Here is a 22,434-nt window from a genome sequence, read left to right as displayed (position 1 = left end):
ATATGTTTGCGAAGGGAGCGAGATGAATGAATGGGAGGACCCAGGTGCTTAGGTATACAGCATTAAATAATTGCATGCAAAGCTATGTACCTAAACGGAAAGTACAAAAAAGTCCAGTTAAATTCATGATGCAACAGCTACAACTATTATGTTTTAAAATTTTTATGTAATACAAAAAAATCATTCAGGTAGGATGCATGCCTAGTTGAATGATTTTTTTCGTTATAAAACGTGCTAGCAGTTTTTTATTTCGTTTGAAATATCTGAAAATTTAGTGTATAATTTTTTATAAGAAATGGTTGAGGGAGTGATTGTGATGATGATTGGTACAATATTGTTAGCGATCGCGTTGCCTGTTGGGATTGTATTAGCAGTTGATTTATTTAACGAGCAACATCACTCTACTACATAAAGCAACTAGTTGCTATACATAAATAGAATATATTTTCCAAGACACAAGCGACTGAGCTTATGTCTTTTTTTCATGGTATGGAAACATTTTGTGTTTTTATTCGTCAATAGACACTAGTAAATGCTATACTATTAAATAAAAAAGTATCGGGGAATGAGCATGCAAGCAGAAAAAACGAATATGAAAAAAGAAATTCTATCCTACATTAAAATTATTGTCGTGACAGCAATCGTCGTCTTAGGCTGTAAGCAATTTTTATTTGCACCGATAAAAGTACAAGGTGCTTCTATGTATCCGACATATGAGGATAAGGACATTATTATTGTAAGTAAAACAAGTAAAATTGAACGCTTTGACCAAATTGTCTTTCAATCTCCGACTGAGGATGAATTATATATTAAGCGTGTGATAGGGCTTCCAGGGGATACAGTCGAAATGATCGATGATGTATTGTATGTAAATGGAAAGGCCTATAAAGAAGATTATGTAAATCGTCAAACTGATGATCCGAGTCAACTACGCATTACTGAGAATTTCACATTAGAAGGTTTAACGAATGAGAAAAAGGTGCCAGAAGGTAAATACTTTGTCATGGGTGATAACCGTTTGAAAAGTTATGATAGTCGCCATTACGGCTTAATTGCAAAAGATGCTATTTATGGAGAAGCGAAATTGACTCTTTATCCATTTAAGCATTTTCACATTGGCATTGAATAGAGACCAACGATAAAAATTCAAAAGGGGGCAGCTCATTGGAAATGGGCATGCCTCCTTATTTTCTTTATTTTGCTGATAATGCTTTACACACTTTATAAGAAGGGTAGTAAACGCAAACTGTTGAATCTTCAACAGTTTCTTTTAGTGGATGTTGACTCTTTTCTAAGCTAGATGTTGGTTGATCGATTGAGAGCTCTTCTACTACTAATTCCGCGCCATAAAATAGCATTAAAAAATAGCATACTAATCCAAATATCCGCAAACAATCACCCCATTGCTATATTTCATGTCTATTACTATGTATGGTCGAATGATAAAAAATATTAGCAAAAAGCTAAAAAAATATATAAAAATAAATTGAGCTTATGTAAAGTACTGCGGGTGTTAGCAAATAGAGTGATAGAAAAATGTTGTAACGCAAAAATCCATATGCTAATATAGCTAAAGTAAAATAATGATCTGTATAACCTCAATAATATGGATTGAGGGTCTCTACCAGGAACCATAAAAATCCTGACTACAAAAATTTGCTTGCATTTTGTAGTCAGGATTTTTTTATGCTGCTACAAAATGGGAGTGTAACAGAAAGGTGATTCCATGAATTGGAGAGTATTTATATTGGCTGCTACTACTTTTGCAGTTGGATTGGTAGAGCTAATTGTAGGCGGTATTTTGCCATATATCGCAGATGATTTGAACGTTTCAGTTGCAACATCAGGACAATTAATTACCATTTTTGCACTAGTATATGCTATTTCAGCGCCTGTCCTTTTATCGTTAACTGCGAAAGTGGAAAGGAAGCAGCTTTATCTTATTTCATTGTTTTTATTCACATTGGGGAATGTCATGACCTATTTTAGCCCGACCTTTGCCATTGTGATGATGGCAAGAATCATCACAGCAATGAGTACAGCATTGGTTATTGTGTTGTCTTTAACAATTACAACAAAAATAGTAGAGCCAAGACATCGTGCCAAAGCGTTAGGGCTTATTTTTGTCGGCGTCAGTTCGGCATTAGTCATCGGTGTACCGATGGGCATTTTTATTACCGAAGCATTCGGTTGGCGTGCTGTTTTTTTAGGGATTGCAATGCTGTCATCTGTATCCATGATTCTAATATTTATGATTTTAGAAAAAATGCCAGTTGTTGAAGTGGTGCCATTAAAAGCTCAAATCAAGTCATTAGCTAATTGGAAAATAGCGAGTGCGCATTTAACAACACTGTTTATGTTGGCGGGGCATTATATGCTTTATGCCTACTTTACGCCATTTTTAGTTGAAGCTTTTAATTTAAGCTCTTCTTGGATCAGTATTTGTTATTTAGTATTCGGTCTTGCTTCAGTAAGCGGAAATGCAATTGGTGGTTGGTTAAGTGACCAAATTGGTACGGGCAAATCAATCGTTATAATTATTGCAACATTTGCCATCGTGCTGTTCAGTATTCCGTATACGATTGTCGCTTTTCCGTTATTTTTAGTCGTGACAGTGTTGTGGGGAGCGCTTAGTTGGGCACTTACACCACCGTTACAAAATTATTTGATTCAAACAGATCCGAAAACATCGGATATTCAACAAAGCTTAAATACTGCCGCCCTACAAATAGGGATTTCAATAGGCTCAGCAGTTGGTGGGGCTATGTTTACGGTTACAGGCTCGGTCATGCATTTAGCAAGCTTCGGTGCTATTTTAGTGTTAGCTGCGTTAGGGTGTGCCATTTTTTCTTTAAAGAGAGCACCGCTTGCAAATGGCAACTTATAAAATATCCATGCATGATAAACGTAAATTATGAAATAAAGCAGGACTATGATTATTGAAAATCGAATGTAAGAGAAGAGAGGGAGGCTGGTAAATAAATGCAGGTAGATTTAACGGAGTTTGAAGGATTGAATGTGAAAGTTGTCGCAACGATTGATCACACGCTTTATCGGAACGTTGGTGCCATTATTTTATATGAAGAAGATTCACACATTTTATCTGTACGAAAACTGAAACGAAAAATCGCTGATCAATATATACCAACAGACGAACTCGAAAATTTTATATTTGATTCACAAGCTGATGCTATTAAATTTACACATAAGTTAACTAGAATGAGTGCGCTGGATTATTTGTTAGTGACAAACAGAGAAAAACAGTTAAGTGAATAGCCGTTTAGGTCGTCTTGTCATGTACGGGACGACCTAAACAATTGCTTTAGTCCTCGTTTTACATTGTAGAAGGAGCAAGTAACCAACGTTTTTTGTGACTAAGTGCAATTAACTTTGCGCCGAGATTGGCATACTTCATATGAAAGACTTGATATTTTGTAGAGAGCGTATGCTCGATAGACATGTCCATCGCTTGACTGACTGAAATTAACGACGAAGCAATATTCATTGATAGGATGGCGCTAATTTCGCAATCATTTACGGCTGTCTTGCCTCGAATCTTAGCAATTTGTAAATTTCCTTGGTCAATTGATAGTGGTGGGGCAAGAACGCCATTTTCTTTTAATAGCTTCTCTAATTGTTTATTTTCCTCTTTTAAAAATTGTATAAACTCCAAAATAATGACTTTTAACTCTCGATTCACTGCATGTTTGAAAAAGAGATGATTGGTTGCTATATAGCCATTATTGACCCCAAGTTGTTTCCAAATTACAAACACTTCCTTAAAACGTAGAGCGTCTATATTTCGCTTTGACATTTTCATTATGGCACGTCCTAACTCATTTTATAGTTGTTGAATGTGAGATTAGGATGGGAGTATTCGTTATTTTTTATACATTTATAGGAAAAATAGTCATTATCAAAAATATTATGTGTGTCATCTAGCAAAACATATGTACAATTATTTGTTTTGAAGGCTTCGCCACTTTACTTCTGCATTTCCACTATTTTGCTCTTCAACTGAAGTCTTGTCACGAAGCATTCTTTATCTATCCTCATTTTTTTGTTGTTTTATTTTTAAAGCTCCTAATCGTGGTCTTTAAGGACGCATAGTTACCAATGGCTGCGTATCCATAAAAAAAGCCCATAAATACTCCAGCTAAAAAATTATGTTTATGGCTAATAAAAATAGAAATCATTAACCCTAGCGCCAGAGCGATTGCTGGGACATATTTAGGTTGAATAGGGAAAAAAACTTTAATTGCTTGTGTCAGGATCATGACAACCGGTACGGCAATCACAGCATCCCAAAAATTTGTATGGATAATAGGAAAGCCCATTTTATATACACCTCTTTCATGCATGATGAATAATAGTTAGACTTTCCATTCTGAAATGTTTTATGCATTTTTGCAACGAAAACTAATAGACTTCATGGCATTAATACGAGTAACCATTTTGATGCATGTAGGGATAATGGTAAAGATTTAGGTTGTAAGGCGGATACAGTTGCATAAAATTTGGTGAGCTAGAGGGAGTTGGAATGGATTGGTTGCATTCTTTTGAAGGACCGATATAAGTCGTAGGAACAACAGGCGCAATCGTTTGTTTCCATACATTTTCATCTAAGCAATACGTATGCGCCATAATTGCTGTTGGTGTAAATTTCAAAATATCAGAACCTAAAATAACTTCTGGTGTAGGGGCATCAAAAATAGCGAGTATATGCGTGTTGTCTGCATTCGCGACAATATAATGCCACCACCCCTGTGGAATATTTGCTACCTGTCCAGATTTTATTGGGTAATTTTGAATTTGTTTTGTAAAAGGATTTAAAAGAGAAACGGTAGCAGCACCTGAAATACAATAAACAAGCTCTCCTGCATTTTGATGATAATGCGGTTCTACAACATTATTGGTACTTAGAAATATATCAAGCAATGACACATTTTCTAATGTATTTAATTGGGCAGTACCAAGAATGTTGATGTAGTTTTGATTATCCTTTTTAAATAGGGGGCTTGTATTTACATCAAACGTAAACTGCGTGGATGGAGATGTGTAGTCGATGGGCAAAACAATACATCCTTCCTTCATGTAAGTACATGATCGTCAATATCACAGATTATGACTATAGATGTTGGTGCTTTAAGCAAAACGCCTATGAAAGAGCTAAGTATCAAAATAAAATTAAGGGTTTTAAATTTTTATACAGTAATCAATGATTATTTTGTATTTCAATTATAACCTCCTTTTCAGAATTTACTTGAGATTTTAGATTAAACCAGATAAATAAGTTTAATACATTTACGATTATTATGATGACTATAATTGCGACTGCTACTTTTACCCAATTCATATGTACCTCACTTCCTTTTTTATTTTTTGGGCTTGGATTTATACTAGTCTATAAAAAAATTATAATATATTTCTGATAATTAATGAAGAAATAAGCTACTTTAAACGATTACATTAAAATACAGTTTTTACAATTCCTATTTTTCAGTCAGTGTCCAAGTAAAAATTTATGAATACGCATTTGTCTTCTACATAACAATACAAGTATAAACATATAAATAAAGGTAGCGAAAAAATACTAGTGTTTAACCATTAATAGAATCCAATCTAGTATTTTCACAATTCAACTACATCTTATTAAAAATTAAGGAAATCTTAAGTTTCAGCTTAAGTAAAAATTAAGATTTATTTTCTATACTATAAAAATAAGGAAATTACGAAACCATTTGAAGAATTAAAACGTATTGGTATTAATAGAACAATATTGAAGTAGGTGACGAAATGGTATATACCATTTACATAGTATTGACAAAAACAGGGACCTTATTATCGAAAGCAATAGGGATGTATACGGGAAAAGAGATGAACCATGCTTCCATCGCCTTTGACCAGGAACTTTTTGATATGTACAGCTTTGGAAGAAGACAGCTCAATAATCCTCTAAGTGGCGGTTTTTTAAGGGAAAATGCTGAAGCGGGTCTTTTTGAATGTGCGGATTGTGTGATTTACCGTTGTCGTGTTTCGTATTATCAGTATCTAGAGATGGAAAAAATTGTACACTATATGTATTGCAATCGAGATCGCTACAAATATAATTTTATTGGGCTTTTTGGTGTGATGATGCAAAAGGAAGTACGCAGAGAACGCGCTTATTTTTGTTCGCAGTTTGTGGCAACCCTTTTAAAAATCGGTGGTCTGAAGATTTATCAAAATCCAGCGTTAATGACCCCCGACTGTATTGCACAGTTACCTTATTTAGAAGAGGTTTTTGCTGGTAAACTAGCAGATTATTTACAAGATGTACGACAACCTGCAATGCTGTATGGTTAAAATCACTTTATTTAATTACGTTGTATGCCCCTATTGAATACATGCAATACATTTTTTTGATATAATGATTGAGTAAAAAGAGGGCGGGTGATAAAGGTGCAAATCATTGTAGTTGAAGGTGTACCTTATCATTGGGTAAAACAGTTACAAGAAATTCATGCACATGTATTTGAAGGTGCACAACTTACCCTAGAAAAACTTGAAAGTAAAAAAGACCTGCTTTGTTTATTTGCCGTGGAGAAAGAGGAGATAGTAGGTTTTAAATTAGGTTATCCACATTCTGATGGCGTTTTTTATAGTTGGTTGGGCGGTGTTCACGAAAAGATGCGAGGTCAAGGCATTGCGAGTCAATTGATGCGACAGCAACATGAGAAGGTGCTAGAACTTGGCTTTAGTAAAGTTCGTACATACGGTAGAAATAAGCGCAAAACTATGCTTATCACGAATATTCACCATGGTTTTGATATTGTATCGACTTTTATTGATGATAAAGGTCGACATAAAATAGTATTTGAAAAATTATTGAATTGAGGAATGTATGATGAAAGCATATTTAGCGAATGGGTTATTTTCTTTAGGAGATCGCTTAGTAAATGAAAGATTAGCAAAGGCAATTCGACAAGCGATACCAGATATTGAATTATATGTGCCACAGGAGAACGATGCGATTAATGATAAGTCATCCTATGCGGATAGTTTAGCCATTGCAGAAGCGGATTTAGCAATGCTACAAATGAGTGATGTATTAGTAGCTGTGTTAGATGGTGTAGAAATTGATTCTGGCGTAGCGGCTGAAATTGGTGCATTTTCAATGTTGAACCGCCCAATCGTTGGGGTATTTACAGACGTCCGTCAACAAGGGCGAGAAAATATGATGAAAATAGAAGCGCTTATACGTGATGGCATTGAAAATCAATTTGTTTACCGTAATTTATTTGTTATCGGTTTAATCAAGCGCAACGGTGTCATTACGACTTCTATTGACGATGCTGTATTAGCGGTTCAGGAACTTCAACAATAAGGAGGAATGGCAATGCTTTTAACAACAACGGATGTTGTTGCAGGAAAAGAGATTGAAGAAACATTAGGTTTAGTTAAAGGCAATTCGGTCCAATCGAGAAATATTGGCCGCGATATGATGGCGGGGCTTCGCAATATTGTCGGCGGTGAAATGAAAGAATATGCAGAAATGCTCGTGCGTTCCAGAGAAATTGCTACACGAGGTATGGAAGAAGAAGCGCAGCTTTTAGGAGCTGATGCGATTGTAGCCGTTCGATTTTCCACATCATCTGTTATGGACGGAACGTCAGAGGTTTTAGTTTATGGTACAGCTGTAAAATTAAAAAGTTAACTACTATAAGAGGACTTCAACCTACTCGGATTGAAGTCCTTTAAAATGCAAAATTACTTGATAATACTTACAAAAAAGCGGTATGTACGTCTGTGAAGAATGGAATCTAATATAATTAGTATTGCACTAATTATCCCAATTATATAGAAAATTCGTAGTTATAAGGACTAATGATGTCCATCTCGTTTTGTATAATAAGAGGGTAACTATGTAGAAAGAGTGGGATATATGGTGGATTCACAACAAAATAAAGGCTATCGTGTCATTTCAATGTTCGACAGATTGATGGATGGTCAAGGAATTAGCAAAAAGCAAGAAGCATTTACACATCAAGTTGGTGAAAAAACCATACAACGAGATTTAGATCAAATTCGAGCGTATATTGAAAAAGCTAAATTAGACTGTCATTTAGAGTATGTGCGAACAGAAAAAGTGTATAAGCTAACGAATACTGGAAAAAACGTTTTATCAAAAGAACAAGTGCTAGCGATTGTTAAAATACTCATTGAATCAAGAGCGCTTTTAAAATCAGAAATGAGCGACATTATCGATAAACTTATTTCAATCGTTGCAGCAGATAAACAAGAGTTTATTCATAATATCATTTTAAATGAGAAGCATTTATACGTTGACTTAAATCATAAAAAATCTCTTTTACATTTAATATGGGTAATTTCAGAGGCGATTCAAAAGAAAAAAATAATTAAAATTGATTATTTACGAGAGAGTGAGACAATTCCTTCACAAAAGATATTAAAACCTCTTGGTGTTATTTTCTCCGAATACTATTTCTATTTAATAGCTTATGATAGTAAGCAAGAGAAGGACCTACCGATTGTCTATCGTATTGATCGTATCCAGCATTTTCTAGAGTTAGATAAGAAATTTCAAATCCCCTACTCCGAACGTTTTCAAGAAGGTGAATTTCGTAAACGCATTCAGTTTATGGATGCAGGTGAGCTGATGCATATTAAATTTCTATTTAAGGGGCGTTCGCCACAGGCGGTCTTAGATCGTTTACCGACAGCTAAAATTTTGTCCAATAAAGATGGACAATGCATGTTTGAAGCAGAAGTTTTTGGTCGTGGTATTAAAATGTGGCTACTTAGTCAAGGGGCGAATATTGAGGTGCTAGAGCCATTAGAGCTGAGAGAAGAAATGATTGAAACAATTCAATCCATGCAACAAAATTATCTTTATATGTAGACGAGGAAAGTATACTTCATTTTTAGCCACATTAAAAAAAGTAATAAGAACGCATGAAAAGATGACTAAATTCCCTCCCTCTTGCCGACTATAAAGTGGAGGGGGGATTTAAAATGTACTCACTTTCAAATTTTAAATTATTGGTTGAAAAACAGAAGGAAATTGATGCAATTTATCAACAATGCGATGAATTAAAAAAAACAACGGTTACACCTAAAATTTCCGAAGAAGTAGATCGATTTTATACATGTTGTAAAACGCATTTAGAACAGCAAGGTTTTAAGGTGACCTTGTCATCGTCAAAATTAATTGCAGAGTATAAAGAGGCATTTATTAATATCGATAAGCATTCAAAAGATATTGAGGAATGTATTTTTATTAATTTAAATAATTATGTGGAAGATCAGTTATCTATTATGTTAGATATTGAATATCAACAGTTCGAACAAATCATTACATATAACCTAGATGGTTTTTCAACGGTTATAGAGCAAGTAAACGAAAAACTAAATCAAGCAAAAAATTTTCAAGATGCTTGTAAAGCCGCAAAGCTTATTTATAAAAACAATCAAAATGATATTTTTCATTCCGCTGATGAAGCAGTAAACTATTATTTTAAGTAAAACACAAGGCATCCTCCTTACTCGGGGCATGCTTTGTCCCAACTATTCGTTGGTAAAGAAGTATTATAAGCATGATAAATGGCATTGTTGGATGTCTTTTATCGACAAGTTGAGCATACTAGGAGTGCATCTAGTATGCTATTTTTTTGTTTTTTCTACGACATTAGGAGTCTTTATCCTTACAATTAAAAGCTTTTTTTATGTGATAGGCACTACAAGCAGTTCCTTGCTCATCGTAAATTTCTTTACCTACGACTAATTCAGTATTGCGATTAGCGTATTCGTTATAGTTTGTAATCGATAGTACATCATCTGCAGTCCAGTTTACATTTACACTGCCTTTGGCATCACTAAAATAAATTGTTTGTTCTTCATCATGTTTTTGATGATGTATAATATTTACAATCATCTTGACTCCTCCTATAGCGCCGCCATAATTGTCATAATAAACTTGTGCTGAATAGTCACCATTTGGTGAAAGAATAGGGCGACCATCTTTTGTATCGCCTGTATAGAAAAAAGTATAAGTAAAATGGTGATAAACAACATAAAGGCAAAATAGTAATAGTGGCATCAACAAATATAAACTAATTTTTTTCATATTCTTCCATACCTCCTGTAAATACTACGAAACTTTTCAGTGAAAGTTCCTAGAAAGGTAGTTCTCTTTTAAAAGGGTTTTTGCCAATTTTGGAGAATTGTAAATATAATAAGGGAGGAATAAGATGTTTCCTATTGTAGAGACTAATCGATTAATATTAAGAGAAATAATGGATGAAGATGCAACAGACCTTTTTCGCTGTTTTTCCAATCACCTTGTTACCCAGTATTATGGACTAGAACCCTTTGCATCAATCGAACAAGCAGAAAAACTAATCGAAACTTTTTCTAAAAATTATAAGGAAAAAAGAGGTATTCGATGGGGGATAGAGCGGAAAGAAGCAAAAGGCATTATCGGAACCATCGGCTTTAACGCATGGTCACCTAAACATAAACGGGCTGAAATTGGCTATGAGTTGCATCCCGACTTCTGGCGAAAGGGCTATACAAAAGAGGCGGTAGCTGAAATTGTGTCCTTTGGGTTTGAAAAGATGGAACTAAACCGGATTGGGGCAATTGTCTTTATTGAAAATGTAGCATCCAATCAGTTACTAGCTCATTTAGGTTTTCACAAAGAAGGCGTTTTAAAAGAATATATGTATCAACAAGGAAAAGCACATGATACAAATGTATATGCTATTTTTAATGATAAGCTATAAAGCCATGAGCCCAAATTCACCTTTCAGTGCGTTTGGGCTCGCTGGATGAATATGATTTAATCTTTTGTTAACGCCAGTAGAAAGCTGTCTCGATCTGTTTCTTCTTGCATTTTACTATCGACTAACATGGCGCCATACTTCACAGTTGTCATGTTGGCATCGACTAAAAATTGTACATTGACTTTAGCCTTTTTGTTGTTGATAGGACAATCACCTTTAAATTCCACTACATCTTGTCCCTTTTGTGTCTCAAAATAAACCCAATATGGATTTTCACAAGCTGAAGCAAAAGCTGTTTCGAGTGATTGGTTACTATTTTCGATTGAATAGTTTTTGACATATGTAATATATTCATTATCCGTGATGTCTTCTTGCGGACCATAAAAATACCAAAACACGCCTATTATGCCGATTGGTATAATCCATAAAATATTACGCTTACTTAATTTCCCCATTTCCCATCCCCCTTTATAACCATATTTTATCACCCTGACCCTATTATTTGCTAGCTCAATATAATATTTTCTAGCTTAAACTTTTTTCTTGTTACTTATTAAAGCGGGTAGTGACTAAAAGAATAATGATTCTATTTTCTCTTCTAAGCCGTTAGTTTGTATAGAAAATTAATAATAGATAATAAGGGAGAATAGAATGGAAGAACCCAAAACAGAAAGGGGATGAAAATGCTTGTCAAATTATGTACAACATGCCGTGTTTGAACATAGTTTTTGGCTAGAAATCTTGAAAGATCACAGTAATTTTATTCATGATTCATTGTATCCTTCAGAAACAGAGGATATCCAAAAAGCGCATTCATTTATGCAACAATTTTCTCAGTTACTCGCCTTTGCCAAATCCATGAAAGCTGCAGAAGTAGCAGTATCGTTTTCACTTAGTGTTGCTGAGGTAGTTGAACAATTCAAACAGTTTAAATTTCACATTCTTCGACGACAGTTGGTAGGCAAGATTGGTATTCATTTAGCGCCTACATTTATTAATCATATGGTCAATGAATTAGAGGAGTATCAACATGTCCTCGGCTATTTACAAAAAGGTGAAATCCCTCCAATTTTTCATGAACTACATCATCATTTACTTTGGCTTTTAGATGCATCAGGACATGCTGGGACAATCAATGATGAATTAGATGGAGTAGAAAAAAGGTTGAAACAAAAGAGCGAAACTTTTACCCAGCATTTTGAACAATTTTATTTAAAGGCAGTCGAGTTAACGGGATATTTGCGTTCTAATGTAAGCACATTTCCTGCTTTAACACGCTTTAATAAAGATGTAGAAATCGAAATGAAATTGTTTAAGACATTTTTACGGGAGTTAGAGGAAATGGAGCTAAGCGCTGAAGTACTAGGGACATTTACAGCACTTATGGCGGACCATATGTGGAGAGAGGAACAGTATTATTTAGCTAAACTAGCGCAATCTATAGGAGAAGGATAAATTAAAAGATGATAAGAGCTAACATTCATTAAATAATGATGAACAATTTCCCCAATCTTGAAACCAACAAACTACAATTATTGTTTTTCTATTTCTATAAAAAATCGTATAACTTAACTATAAAAAAGTGTTGAGAATGGGCAACTTCTCTTTTTTACTTGTCATCCAAATTACATTCATTCGAAATACGATGTCGTTTTAGTATAAAGACATTAGGAAGTGCTATTTTACATCGTTTACAGTAAAATAGTAGTATGTATTTCACAATTAACTCAACTAATCCATTAGTTGAGTTTTCCGTTTTTAGCTAACAAACTACTAAAATATTTAAAAGAAGATGTGATCATTTCATGGGGGAAATCGCTATTTTAGCTGAAAAACCATCGCAGGCACGAGCTTATGCAGAAGCATTTAAAATTAAACACAAAGAGAAAACGTTTATAGAGTTAGCACCCTGTTCAACATTTCAACTCAAATGGTTAATGGATTAGCAATTATTGAATATTTGATAAAATAAAGAGTGTATTGGCTTTGTAGTTAAGTACATTCTTTATTTTTATGATTTGAAATAAGTTCCTTGATTTTCCCATATTAAAGGAGGCGTGCCATTTGATTTTGACTTTAACTAAAGAGGAGTTAGCTAACTTAATCTTCGGTGCACTGTTAGAACAAGATGAGATTTTAAAAAAAGAACTAATAAGTAAAAACGATAAAAATGAACTGCAAAGAGTTTTCCACACAACACGCAGCTTTGCTTTAGAGTACGGTTATCCTGAATATGAGGTCGAACGTGTAATTGTGAAATTTATAAAAGTACGTGGTCTGAATTTTTTTGAGCAAATTAGTGTGATCCAGAATGGCTACAATAGGTTTATAGGTCCTTATCATATCGGCCCAGGAATAAGTAAATATTTATTAGAGAATGAGTTTAAAATGTATATATCACCAAAAGAATTTGCAAATAAATATAATTTCCCTGTTGGTGATGTTGTGGATTTCCTTCGAAACAGCTCATTTGAACTGTGTCTTTCTTATGGTCAATATATTCACTCTGAAGATAAAATGTTAAATCCAGATAGGCAAGAATGGTTATTGAAAGAGTCCGAAGCTTGGAAATCAGTGAAGCAACTATCGGAAGAGTACGGTACAAGCATAAAAAAAGTTATTTATGTATTAGCCACCGAAAAGAGAAGACAAATAGGAACCTATGAGGATGCTGGTACAGGAGAAAATTCTTATGTCGTATTCCAATCTATGTTGAAAATGCTTAATAACTTTTTTATTCATAACGACGTACCAAAATATTACAAGAAAAGTCCCTTAGATTCAAGTGTTGGCTTTGGTAATACACCAAACAGCAAAATGGGAAAGTCATTAACAAAAAACTGGCCACGTTTCTTAAGTTAGAAATTTCCATCAAAACAAGAAAGTGATTTTCCCATATTGAGCGCATTAAGTTATTTGATGCCATTAATACAAAAGAAAAGGAATAGGTACGTCATTGGTTGTAATTTGAATCACGGAAAGGATGATATAACTGGGTAGCAACAAACCTAATCTTGAAACTTGAAGGTACATTTTTTAACAAGAGAACGCGTATATGTAAACGTAATAAAGAGAAGAAAATTACCTTACAATATATATAATATGATTAAGCTTTTGACAAAATAATCTTTACTTGAAAAACTTCCGAAAGAGAAAAAGCTTAATTTATGTTTATTTTATTGCAATACAATCAAAGAATTGTTCCCTGATGAATGGGATGATAATAAGCTTTTTCGAATGACACATATTACGTTTAAATGCATAGCGATAGTCGGTAATATAGTGATAAATGATAATTACTTAGTAGAATCAAAGCCGCCTGATTCAGTCAAAAATGCACAAATTTTAATGATGCTGACGAAATCGATTGGCTTGCGATTGGAGATTTGAAATATTTAAAGGGTGCTCCTGGTACAAAGATTTTAGTAAGTGATATTTTAAATTGTTTCAAGTAAAATAGTAGTAAGGTATTTCACAATAAACTCAACTAATTTGATTAGTTGAGTTTTATGTTTTTATATAAAAGCTACTAAAATATTTAAAGAAGATGTGATGATTAATGGGAAAAATCGCTATTTTGGCAGAGAAACCATCTCAAGCAAGAGCTTATGCAGACGCATTTAAAATTAAACAAAAAGAGAAAACGTTTATTGAATTAGAGCCCTGTTCAACATTTCCTGAGGGAGCAATTATTACTTGGGCTGTAGGCCATCTTGTAGAATTGAAGGAACCTAAAGAATATAAAAAGGAATGGGAAAAATGGTCCCTAGAATCGCTGCCAATTATCTTAGATAAATATGAAGACAAAGTAGTAAGTAAAATGTATACGCAGTTTAATGCAGTCAAAAAAATCTTTAGTGATCCGCAAGTAACAATAATTTATAACTGCTGCGATAGTGAACGTGAAGGTTCAAATATATTCTACTCTCTTTTAAAAATGACAAAAGTAAAAAAGCCTGTAAAACGTTTATGGATTAACTCTTTAGAGGTGGATGAAATTCGGAAAGGTTTTCAAAATATGCACAGTAACGAGCGTGATCTGCTCATGTATCAAGAAGCAAAAACACGCCAAATTAGCGACTGGCTAGTGGGCATGAACTGTAGTCGTTTATATACATTACTGCTTCAACAGAAGGGCTTTAAGGGCAGTATTTCTATTGGGCGTGTGCAATCACCAACCGTGTATTTGATTTATAAAAGACAACAAGAAATCGAGAATTTTAAGCCTGAAAAGTTTTATGAAATTGAAGGGTTATTTAAAGCCCAAAATGGTCTGTATAAAGGTAAGGCGAAAATCAAATCTAATGTTAGAGAAGAAGTAGAGCAATTATTGAGGCAACACGCTATTCAGCCACTGGATACGGGTCAAATTACGAGTGTAACAAATAAGACAAAGCGTATCCAACCACCTAAATTGCATGCATTATCAACTTTGCAGGCAACAGCAAATAGACGCTGGAAATATAGTCCGGCTCATGTGTTAAAGTTGACACAGTCGTTGTACGAAAAAAAGCTAGTATCTTACCCACGTACCGATTCACAGCTGATAACGCCAAACGAATACAATTATTTACATGATGCGTTGCAAAAATATCAACAACTCATTGGTCAGTCTTTTACGCCTGTTGTAAGAGGTCAACATAAGCGTTATGTTGACAGTTCTAATGTAGGCGAGCACTATGCCATTATTCCGACGAAAAAGGTACCAACCGAAAAAGCGTTACAATCCATGACTGCGGATGAACGAAATATTTATTTTGAAATATTACATACAACGCTTGCGATGTTTCATGCTGATTATGAGTATGATGAAAAAACGATTTTAACGAATGTGAAAAATGTAGAATTTAAATCCGTCGGGAAAACAGAGCTTGTAAAAGGCTGGAGGGAGCTTTTCGCTAGCGATAAAGAGCCTCCACATCGTGAGGAAGTTCTACCTGTCGTATCCAAAGGGGAAATCGTCCAAAGTAAGGTCGCTATTATGGAAGGGACTACAACGCCACCAAAGCCTTATACAGAAGGGCAACTTATTACAATGATGAAAACATGTGGTAAATCGGTTGAAGATGAGACTGAAATCGAAGTTTTAAATTCTGTAGAAGGTATTGGCACAGAGGCAACACGTAGTGGCATTATTGAAACGATTAAAAAGCATGGGTTTATTGAGGTGAAGAAAAATATTGTCAGTATCACACCTAAAGGGGAACTGTTATGTAGAGCAATTGAAGGCACCTTGCTTTCCAGTCCTTCGATGACAGCGAAATGGGAAATTTATTTAAAAAAAATAGGACGGGGCGAAGGGTCTGCCAAACATTTTATCGACAATATTGGCAAATTCATTCATCAGTTAATTGCAGAAGTACCAAACAAAATTAACACAATCACAATTGATGCGGAGCAATTGGCTACAAATACTAAAGCAAAAGATATTGTGACATGCCCAACATGCAAAGTAGGCAAAATCAGCTTGCGCAAGAAATTTTATGGTTGCTCGGAATATAAAAATGGCTGTAAACAAACATTTCCAGAAAGATTATTAGGGAGAAAGCTCACGGAGAAGAATATTAGAGATTTATGTACGAGCGGGAAAACAGCCGAAATGAAAGGTTTCAAAGCAAAAAGTGGCAAGCAATTCAGCGCCGCCCTGCAATTTGTGGAAGGGAAAATTGAATTTGCATTTAATACAAAAAAATAACGTTCATAAAGTTTATTTGGAATGTGCTGCTTAAGGTACCAATGGAGTGAAATGGTGCCATCTTTATAGAAGGGGTGAAGTATGTGGATGAGCAGGAGCTAGTAGTGAAGGAATACTTATTACAGGAAATCGAGGCAGGGAATTACTCGCAAGATGGGAAAATGCCAAGTGAACATACCCTAATCGAAATGTTTGGTGTACCACGTATCAAAGTACGAAATGCCTATGATTTACTAGAGAAAATGGGTTTAATTTATTCGCAGAAAGGGATTGGACGCTTTTTGCGGGAAAAACAAAAACCACTTGAGGTTGTAATGTCTGGCGATATAAGTTTTAGTGAAAAAATGCTCAAATTCACATCAAACTATCAATCAGTTGTGACGAAAATGGAACAGGTACCTAAAGAACATCTAATTTTTAGCAAGCCGTATGTTCAACATAGCGACCTTTATCTAATCGAAAGATTGCGCTTTATTGATGAGGAACCAGCTGCAATCCATCGCTCATATGTTGTCGTTGAAAATATGCCTGCCATTAAGCAGGTGAATAATGAGTTATCCTCTATCTATACATTTTATCAACAGCATGGGGTGAAACAATTTCGTAGCTCCTTCTCACATTTAGCTGTCAAATTTCCAAATGAACTGGATCGGACATTGCTCGCGTGTGAAATACTGGTGCCTCTCGTCAAGGTGGAATCAGATAGTTGGGATGACGAGCGTAATGTTTTACTAGAATACACAGAAATTTTATATCGAACGGATCGCTTCTTTTTTCAAATATAGATTAGATTGACTTCAAACCATTCGTGTTTGAAGTCTTTTTTTTATGCTGTAAAACAACCAGAAGATGAATTGCTACGTGACCCCGCCATGTTAATCAAATGACGTTAATTTTTGTAAACTTAATTTACATGAACTTCACGAAACCTTTTCACTACTGAACATGGCGCCAAGTTAAGGTATTGGTGAAGGGAGTTGGTCAAGTGAAACGAGCTGAACGGACTAAATTATTAATTGAGGTTGGACGTGAAGAAGCATTACAGATGGCAAATGAAGTTTGTCACCACTATGAGGTAATTGAAATCCAAGCACCGAGAGAGGGGCTTGTCATGATTAAAATGCGAGAATCTGCACAGCAATCACTTTTTTATATAGGCGAGACGTTAGTAACAGAAACGAAGGTCAAAATTGGAGAAGCATTTGGTCTTGGCTTAGTTCGCGAATATGAGCCAGAGCTTTCCAAGGCACTGGCCATTATAGATGCAGCTTATAATGGGCAACTACCTGTAGTGGCAACGTGGCAGAGCGTGTTAATGACACTGTCACAACGTCTTGATACAAAGCAACAAGAAGTAAAACGATCAATAGAACGGACAAAAGTTCAGTTCGACACGATGTCAATTTAAGGAGGTAGAAAAAATGGAAACGGTACACTTTACGCAACGAACATTTCGTACATTAATGGATTGTTTTGCTCGACCAGGCAGTAAAGGGACGTTACAAACTTTGCATTCCATTGAAGGGCTATATTCTGAAACATTATCTGTTTTAATGACATTGTTTGATGGAGAAATCAGCTTTCAAGCAGTGGATGATTCGAAACGACTTCACCAAGAGCTACGTCAATGGACAGGGGCAAAAGTGGAAGATTTCCATGAAGCGGATTTTATCGTTGTGCCTGCAAATGCCAACAAAGAACAATTATTAAAAGTGTTAGAAGTAGTGAAAATAGGAAATTTAATTGATCCACAGCAATCCGCTACAATCGTCATGGAATTGCCACAGCAGTCAAAAGAGGTTGTTTATCAATTAACAGGGCCTGGTATTTTGCATAAAGAACTAGTGGAACTGGGATTATCCCCTGATATTTTGGTGTTGCGTGCAATGCGAAATCGAGAGTTTCCACTAGGAGTCGATGTGATTTTAATAGATGAAAATGGTGAAGTGCTCGCTTTACCACGCACAACGAAGTTGGAAGAGGTGAAAAGCTAATGGCTTATGTAGCAGTTCGTGGTGGCGCCGAGGCAATTGAAGCATCTTTAGAGCATTTGCAGTATGAGCGCGTGAAGCGAGGCGCCCATATTTCAGTGCAGACATTACAGTCCACAATGCGAGGCTTTTTAGATCAAGTCATGTCGGAAAGTAGTTTATATAGTGAACGTTTAGCCTCTTTAGCGATGAAACAAAGCGAGGGCAATGCAGAGGAGGCTGTATTTTTATTACGTGCTCACCGCTCCACATTACCACGCTTGTATTATTCAACTGTAACGAATGCGAGAGACATGTTTGTCCTACGTCGTATATCGGCTAGTTTCAAAGATATTCCGGGAGGGCAAATTTTAGGGGCTTCACACGATTATTTACATCGCTTATTGGACTTTGATTTGCTTGAGGAAACCGTAGCAGATGTCGAGTTAAAGAAGGCGACATTTGAACAAATAGATAAACCTGAAGAAAGTAATTTGGCATTAGAGCAGCTTCCAAAAGTAATGGATTATTTACGCGATGAAGGTCTATTAAGAAAGTTCGCTTTAAATAATCAAGAACCTAAAGATGTGACGAAGCAAGCCATAACGTTTCCAACAAATCGTTCTCAACGTTTGCAAACATTAACAAGGGGACAAACAGGGACGATTACATCTCTTGGTTATGCAGGTCTTCGCGGATACGGTGCATCCCATCCAAATGTTGGGGAGGTACGGGTAGGTTGGCAACCAATCTATGTTGCATTAGATGACGACGATATAGACCCTTACTATATTGGCGCCATTAAACTAACGGAAGTAGAGTCGTTTATTCCTGTCGATGTAGCTGAAGAGGGACAACAAGTGTTGGAATTCGATGTTGGCTATGGTGCATGTTTTGGACAAAACGAAACAAAAGCCATTGCGATGTCTATCGTAGATCATGCACTAGAAGTTGGAGGCGATTCTCCTATTCATGATGAAGAATTTGTATTACTTCACGTGGATATGATTGAATCTACAGGATTTATCTCACACTTGAAAATGCCGCATTATGTCACATTCCAAGCGAAGTTAGAACAAATGCGCAGTATAAAAAAGGAGGGGCACCGATGAGCGCAGTACCATTTGCTTTGTTAGACGAACAGTCAAAGCGTGAAATCCGACGAGCAATTTTGAAAGGTATAGCTATTCCTGGCTATCAAGTGCCATTTGCCTCGCGTGAGTTGCCAATAGCCCGCGGTTGGGGAACGGGGGGCTTGCAAGTAACACTGGCATTAATTGGTGAAAACGATGTACTGAAAGTTATTGACCAAGGTTCGGATGATTCCGTTAATGCGGTTAATATAAAAAAGCTTGTGACCAAAACAACGGGTGTTCAAACAACGACTCGTACGCAAGATGCCACGCTTGTACAATCACGCCATCGTATTCCTGAAGTGCCATTGCGTGCAGATCAAGTGTTAGTGCTACAAGTACCAGAGCCAGAGCCGCTGCGGGACATTGAACGGAGTGAATTTAAAACAAAACGTTATCATGCAGAAAAAGAATATAGCGGTGCTTATTTAATGTTGTTTGAACAAATTATGCGCTATAACCAGACTTCTCAAGGGGCGGATTATCCAGTGTTAGTCAATGGGCGCTACGTTATGAATCCTAGTCCGATTCCGCGATTTGATAATCCAAAAATACATCAAAGTGATGCGCTTATACTTTTTGGTGCGGGCCGTGAGAAAAAAATTTACGCAGTCCCACCTTATACAAATGTGGAGTCGCTGGCATTTGAAGACTATCCGTTTGTTGTCGAGCAATTTGAAGGAAAGATGTGCCGGGAAACAGGTCTGTCAGATGTTTTTCTCGATGAGCTGACGGATGAAGTTACGGGTGAAACTTACTATGTTTGTAATGATACAAGTTATCTGCAAGAAATATTACAACAAAAGGTGGCAGCAAAATGATGCAAGAACAACCGGTATTATCGATTCGACAGTTATCCAAACAGTACGGTGATGGTTGTACGCATTGTCAGCACGAAGACATGAAACTAGAAAAAAATTTTTGCCCTGTTTGTAAAACTGTTTATGCATGTCGACAAGTATCTTTAGATTTATATCGAGGAGAAATATTAGGAATTGTCGGAGAGAGTGGCAGTGGTAAATCGACATTGATGAAAAGTCTTTACTTTGATGAGACGGTGACGTCAGGAGAAGGCTATTTAGTAGATTATGAAAATGGACAGAACAATATTTTTACTGAATCGAGCCAAATGAAGCGTCATATACGAAATACGATTTTAGGGATGGTTTACCAAAATCCGATGCTTGGACTGAAAATGGATTTTTCATCCATGAGTAATATTGCAGAAAAGCAAATTGCAGCAGGTAATCGTCATGTTCGTCAGATGGAAGAGCGAAGCCTATCACTTCTACAACATGTTAAAATTCCTGTCCATCGAAGTAAAGAAGCTCCGAAAAATTTTTCAGGTGGCATGCAGCAACGGGTTCAAATTGCTAAGGCCATGTCCAATAACCCGCCTATTCTATTACTAGATGAAGTAACGACAGGATTAGACTTGTCTGTACAAGCAGATGTTTTAGATTTAATTAAATCGATACAACGGGAGTTAAATATTTCAATGATTGTTGTATCACATGATTTGGCCGTTATTCGTATGCTTGCTGACCGTACAATTGTCATGCTAAATGGGGAAATTATTGAACATGGGTTAACAGATCAAGTGTTGGAGGATCCACAGCACGAATATACACAACAATTAGTTTACTCATTACTGTAAGGAGGTAAATGAATGCTTGCGATTATAAATGGCGTTATTGTGACAGAACAGCAATTTTTAAAAAACCACATTGTATTAGTGGAGGACAATTTAATTAATGCGATTGTCCATGAAGCGGACATTGATTTACAGGGTATAGAGATTTTAGATGCTAAAGGTGGCTATGTGTCACCAGGTTTTGTCGATATTCATTCGGATTATATAGAGACGATTGTCAGCCCTCGTCCAACCTCAGTAATGAGCATGAATATTGGTTTACGGGAGAGCGAACGCATTTTAATGACGCATGGCATTACAACAATTTTTCATTCCTTATCCTATTACGGGGATGATAAATACTCACATAAAGCAATTCGTAATCCTGAAAATGTTCAAAAATGTGTTGATGCGATTTACGCTTCACACGAAGAGCCACATTTAATACGACATCGGTTACATGCTCGCTTTGAAATTGATTCCATCGATCAAATCCCGAACTTAGAGCGCAATATTAAAGATGGCAAAGTGCATTTGCTATCATTTATGGATCATACACCAGGTCAGGGACAATATCGAAATCTTGAAATCTATAAAAATATTATGCGCGGCTATCGTTCCATGTCAGATCAGGAAGCCAATGTATTAATTCAAAATCAAGTTGATAAGGCGAAAATGACTTTCGATGATATTGAACGACTAAGTCGACTAGCCATTGAGCATAACATTGCGGTTGCTTCACATGATGACGATGATGTAGCAAAACTTCAACTTGTTCAATCGTATGGCACAACAATCAGTGAGTTTCCCATTACACTCGATGTGGCAAAAGAAGCAAAGAAGATGGGGATGCAAACGATTGCTGGTGCACCCAATATTTTAAATGGTGGCTCTCATTCAGGTAATTTAAGCGCAAGTGAGGCGATTCAAGCACAAGTAATCGATATTATTTGTAGTGATTATTATCCTCCTGCTATGTTACACGGGATTTTCGAATTATCGAAACAATATGAGGAAGATTTACATCGGTTATTCCAACTTGTGACGATTAATCCTGCACGTGCAGTAAATCTTGATCACGAAATTGGCTCAATTGAGGTTGGTAAAAAGGCAGATATATTAATTATTGAACAGATGGAAGACGGCTATCCCGTTGTTACAACAACTATGGTTGATGGCAACATTATTATGCAAACCAATTATCGCTAAGGGGGGAAAC

At 35.9% G+C, this 22,434-nt stretch carries 28 protein-coding genes and 1 riboswitch; of the genes, 22 read left to right on the top strand and 6 right to left on the bottom strand.

The window, feature by feature from the left end; all coding sequences use genetic code 11:
• The first annotated feature begins 316 nt into the window (after positions 1 to 316).
• Positions 317 to 412 (top strand): hypothetical protein, encoded by a 96-nt coding sequence (locus MKY08_RS12500; RefSeq protein WP_029747072.1) that lies wholly within the window; start codon positions 317 to 319, stop codon positions 410 to 412.
• Between the two features lie 159 nt (positions 413 to 571).
• A complete protein-coding gene (gene lepB / locus MKY08_RS12495) occupies positions 572 to 1,129 on the top strand; it encodes a signal peptidase I (protein WP_024360995.1) in 558 nt (185 codons plus the stop codon).
• A 64-nt stretch (positions 1,130 to 1,193) separates the two neighbouring features.
• Here the strand turns inward: lepB and MKY08_RS12490 are convergent, their stop codons facing one another.
• Positions 1,194 to 1,391 (bottom strand): hypothetical protein, encoded by a 198-nt coding sequence (locus MKY08_RS12490; protein ID WP_069513228.1) that lies wholly within the window; start codon positions 1,389 to 1,391, stop codon positions 1,194 to 1,196.
• A gap of 177 nt (positions 1,392 to 1,568) precedes the next feature.
• A riboswitch (purine riboswitch) is annotated at positions 1,569 to 1,669 on the top strand.
• 57 nt (positions 1,670 to 1,726) lie between these two features.
• On the opposite strand from MKY08_RS12490, the gene MKY08_RS12485 reads away from it, so the two are divergent.
• The gene (locus MKY08_RS12485; RefSeq protein ID WP_069513229.1) at positions 1,727 to 2,887 is read left to right on the top strand and encodes an MFS transporter; all 1,161 of its coding nucleotides are present in this window, start codon (positions 1,727 to 1,729) and stop codon (positions 2,885 to 2,887) included.
• Positions 2,888 to 2,982: 95 nt separating this feature from the next.
• A complete protein-coding gene (locus tag MKY08_RS12480) occupies positions 2,983 to 3,276 on the top strand; it encodes a hypothetical protein (protein ID WP_024360992.1) in 294 nt (97 codons plus the stop codon).
• A 58-nt stretch (positions 3,277 to 3,334) separates the two neighbouring features.
• On the opposite strand, the gene MKY08_RS12475 is transcribed toward MKY08_RS12480, so the two are convergent.
• From MKY08_RS12475 to MKY08_RS12465, 3 genes are all read right to left on the bottom strand, one after another.
• Entirely contained in the window at positions 3,335 to 3,820 is a 486-nt protein-coding gene (locus MKY08_RS12475) for a DUF3231 family protein (protein ID WP_069513230.1), read from the bottom strand.
• A gap of 232 nt (positions 3,821 to 4,052) precedes the next feature.
• A complete protein-coding gene (locus MKY08_RS12470; protein WP_069513231.1) occupies positions 4,053 to 4,337 on the bottom strand; it encodes a hypothetical protein in 285 nt (94 codons plus the stop codon).
• A 100-nt stretch (positions 4,338 to 4,437) separates the two neighbouring features.
• Positions 4,438 to 5,079 (bottom strand): cupin domain-containing protein, encoded by a 642-nt coding sequence (locus tag MKY08_RS12465; RefSeq protein WP_069513286.1) that lies wholly within the window; start codon positions 5,077 to 5,079, stop codon positions 4,438 to 4,440.
• A gap of 717 nt (positions 5,080 to 5,796) precedes the next feature.
• On the opposite strand from MKY08_RS12465, the gene MKY08_RS12460 reads away from it, so the two are divergent.
• From MKY08_RS12460 to MKY08_RS12435, 6 genes are all read left to right on the top strand, one after another.
• Positions 5,797 to 6,345 carry a hypothetical protein gene (locus MKY08_RS12460; RefSeq protein ID WP_069513232.1) on the top strand — a complete coding sequence of 183 codons (549 nt, stop codon included), beginning with the start codon at positions 5,797 to 5,799 and terminating at the stop codon, positions 6,343 to 6,345.
• 96 nt (positions 6,346 to 6,441) lie between these two features.
• Positions 6,442 to 6,876, top strand: a complete 435-nt coding sequence (locus MKY08_RS12455; protein WP_069513233.1) for a GNAT family N-acetyltransferase — start codon at positions 6,442 to 6,444, stop codon at positions 6,874 to 6,876.
• Between the two features lie 7 nt (positions 6,877 to 6,883).
• Entirely contained in the window at positions 6,884 to 7,366 is a 483-nt protein-coding gene (locus MKY08_RS12450; protein ID WP_342533515.1) for a nucleoside 2-deoxyribosyltransferase, read from the top strand.
• 12 nt (positions 7,367 to 7,378) lie between these two features.
• Positions 7,379 to 7,696, top strand: coding sequence for a YbjQ family protein (locus tag MKY08_RS12445; protein ID WP_069513235.1), 318 nt, complete (start codon positions 7,379 to 7,381; stop codon positions 7,694 to 7,696).
• Positions 7,697 to 7,924: 228 nt separating this feature from the next.
• Positions 7,925 to 8,902, top strand: a complete 978-nt coding sequence (locus MKY08_RS12440; RefSeq protein ID WP_081328032.1) for a WYL domain-containing protein — start codon at positions 7,925 to 7,927, stop codon at positions 8,900 to 8,902.
• A 113-nt stretch (positions 8,903 to 9,015) separates the two neighbouring features.
• Entirely contained in the window at positions 9,016 to 9,525 is a 510-nt protein-coding gene (locus MKY08_RS12435; protein ID WP_069513236.1) for a hypothetical protein, read from the top strand.
• Between the two features lie 163 nt (positions 9,526 to 9,688).
• Here the strand turns inward: MKY08_RS12435 and MKY08_RS12430 are convergent, their stop codons facing one another.
• Positions 9,689 to 10,126 (bottom strand): DUF5412 family protein, encoded by a 438-nt coding sequence (locus tag MKY08_RS12430; protein ID WP_069513237.1) that lies wholly within the window; start codon positions 10,124 to 10,126, stop codon positions 9,689 to 9,691.
• A 124-nt stretch (positions 10,127 to 10,250) separates the two neighbouring features.
• Between MKY08_RS12430 and MKY08_RS12425 the strand changes: the two genes are divergently transcribed.
• The gene (locus tag MKY08_RS12425; protein ID WP_069513238.1) at positions 10,251 to 10,784 is read left to right on the top strand and encodes a GNAT family protein; all 534 of its coding nucleotides are present in this window, start codon (positions 10,251 to 10,253) and stop codon (positions 10,782 to 10,784) included.
• Positions 10,785 to 10,840: 56 nt separating this feature from the next.
• Here MKY08_RS12425 and MKY08_RS12420 read toward each other — a convergent pair whose 3' ends face one another.
• Positions 10,841 to 11,239 (bottom strand): glucosamine 6-phosphate synthetase, encoded by a 399-nt coding sequence (locus tag MKY08_RS12420; protein ID WP_069513239.1) that lies wholly within the window; start codon positions 11,237 to 11,239, stop codon positions 10,841 to 10,843.
• 232 nt (positions 11,240 to 11,471) lie between these two features.
• Between MKY08_RS12420 and MKY08_RS12415 the strand changes: the two genes are divergently transcribed.
• The 11 genes from MKY08_RS12415 to phnM all read left to right on the top strand — a co-directional run bounded on the left by MKY08_RS12415 (position 11,472) and on the right by phnM (position 22,424).
• Positions 11,472 to 12,239, top strand: coding sequence for a DUF2935 domain-containing protein (locus MKY08_RS12415; protein WP_069513240.1), 768 nt, complete (start codon positions 11,472 to 11,474; stop codon positions 12,237 to 12,239).
• 350 nt (positions 12,240 to 12,589) lie between these two features.
• Positions 12,590 to 12,730: a hypothetical protein gene (locus tag MKY08_RS12410; RefSeq protein ID WP_176723231.1), complete on the top strand. Its 141-nt coding sequence runs from the start codon at positions 12,590 to 12,592 to the stop codon at positions 12,728 to 12,730.
• A 118-nt stretch (positions 12,731 to 12,848) separates the two neighbouring features.
• Positions 12,849 to 13,646: a hypothetical protein gene (locus tag MKY08_RS12405; RefSeq protein ID WP_069513241.1), complete on the top strand. Its 798-nt coding sequence runs from the start codon at positions 12,849 to 12,851 to the stop codon at positions 13,644 to 13,646.
• Positions 13,647 to 14,343: 697 nt separating this feature from the next.
• Complete coding sequence (gene topB, locus MKY08_RS12400; RefSeq protein ID WP_069513242.1) at positions 14,344 to 16,479, top strand: type IA DNA topoisomerase; 2,136 nt, start codon at positions 14,344 to 14,346, stop codon at positions 16,477 to 16,479.
• Positions 16,480 to 16,562: 83 nt separating this feature from the next.
• Positions 16,563 to 17,264: a GntR family transcriptional regulator gene (locus MKY08_RS12395; protein WP_069513243.1), complete on the top strand. Its 702-nt coding sequence runs from the start codon at positions 16,563 to 16,565 to the stop codon at positions 17,262 to 17,264.
• 200 nt (positions 17,265 to 17,464) lie between these two features.
• Positions 17,465 to 17,887 (top strand): phosphonate C-P lyase system protein PhnG, encoded by a 423-nt coding sequence (phnG, locus tag MKY08_RS12390; protein WP_069513244.1) that lies wholly within the window; start codon positions 17,465 to 17,467, stop codon positions 17,885 to 17,887.
• 13 nt (positions 17,888 to 17,900) lie between these two features.
• Positions 17,901 to 18,473: a phosphonate C-P lyase system protein PhnH gene (phnH, locus tag MKY08_RS12385; protein ID WP_069513245.1), complete on the top strand. Its 573-nt coding sequence runs from the start codon at positions 17,901 to 17,903 to the stop codon at positions 18,471 to 18,473.
• Positions 18,473 to 19,561, top strand: a complete 1,089-nt coding sequence (locus MKY08_RS12380; protein ID WP_069513246.1) for a carbon-phosphorus lyase complex subunit PhnI — start codon at positions 18,473 to 18,475, stop codon at positions 19,559 to 19,561. Before phnH ends, MKY08_RS12380 begins: the two co-directional genes overlap by 1 nt.
• Positions 19,558 to 20,403, top strand: a complete 846-nt coding sequence (locus tag MKY08_RS12375) for an alpha-D-ribose 1-methylphosphonate 5-phosphate C-P-lyase PhnJ (RefSeq protein WP_069513247.1) — start codon at positions 19,558 to 19,560, stop codon at positions 20,401 to 20,403. Before MKY08_RS12380 ends, MKY08_RS12375 begins: the two co-directional genes overlap by 4 nt.
• A complete protein-coding gene (locus MKY08_RS12370) occupies positions 20,400 to 21,239 on the top strand; it encodes an ATP-binding cassette domain-containing protein (protein WP_069513248.1) in 840 nt (279 codons plus the stop codon). Before MKY08_RS12375 ends, MKY08_RS12370 begins: the two co-directional genes overlap by 4 nt.
• A 12-nt stretch (positions 21,240 to 21,251) precedes the next feature.
• A complete protein-coding gene (gene phnM, locus MKY08_RS12365) occupies positions 21,252 to 22,424 on the top strand; it encodes a phosphonate metabolism protein PhnM (RefSeq protein ID WP_069513249.1) in 1,173 nt (390 codons plus the stop codon).
• Positions 22,425 to 22,434 lie beyond the last annotated feature (10 nt).

It is taken from the genome of Lysinibacillus sp. FSL M8-0337 (assembly GCF_038593855.1).
GTDB lineage: Bacteria > Bacillota > Bacilli > Bacillales_A > Planococcaceae > Lysinibacillus > Lysinibacillus sphaericus_D.
Note: the sequence above shows the minus strand (reverse complement) of the source record. Positions and strands in the feature narration are given on the sequence as shown.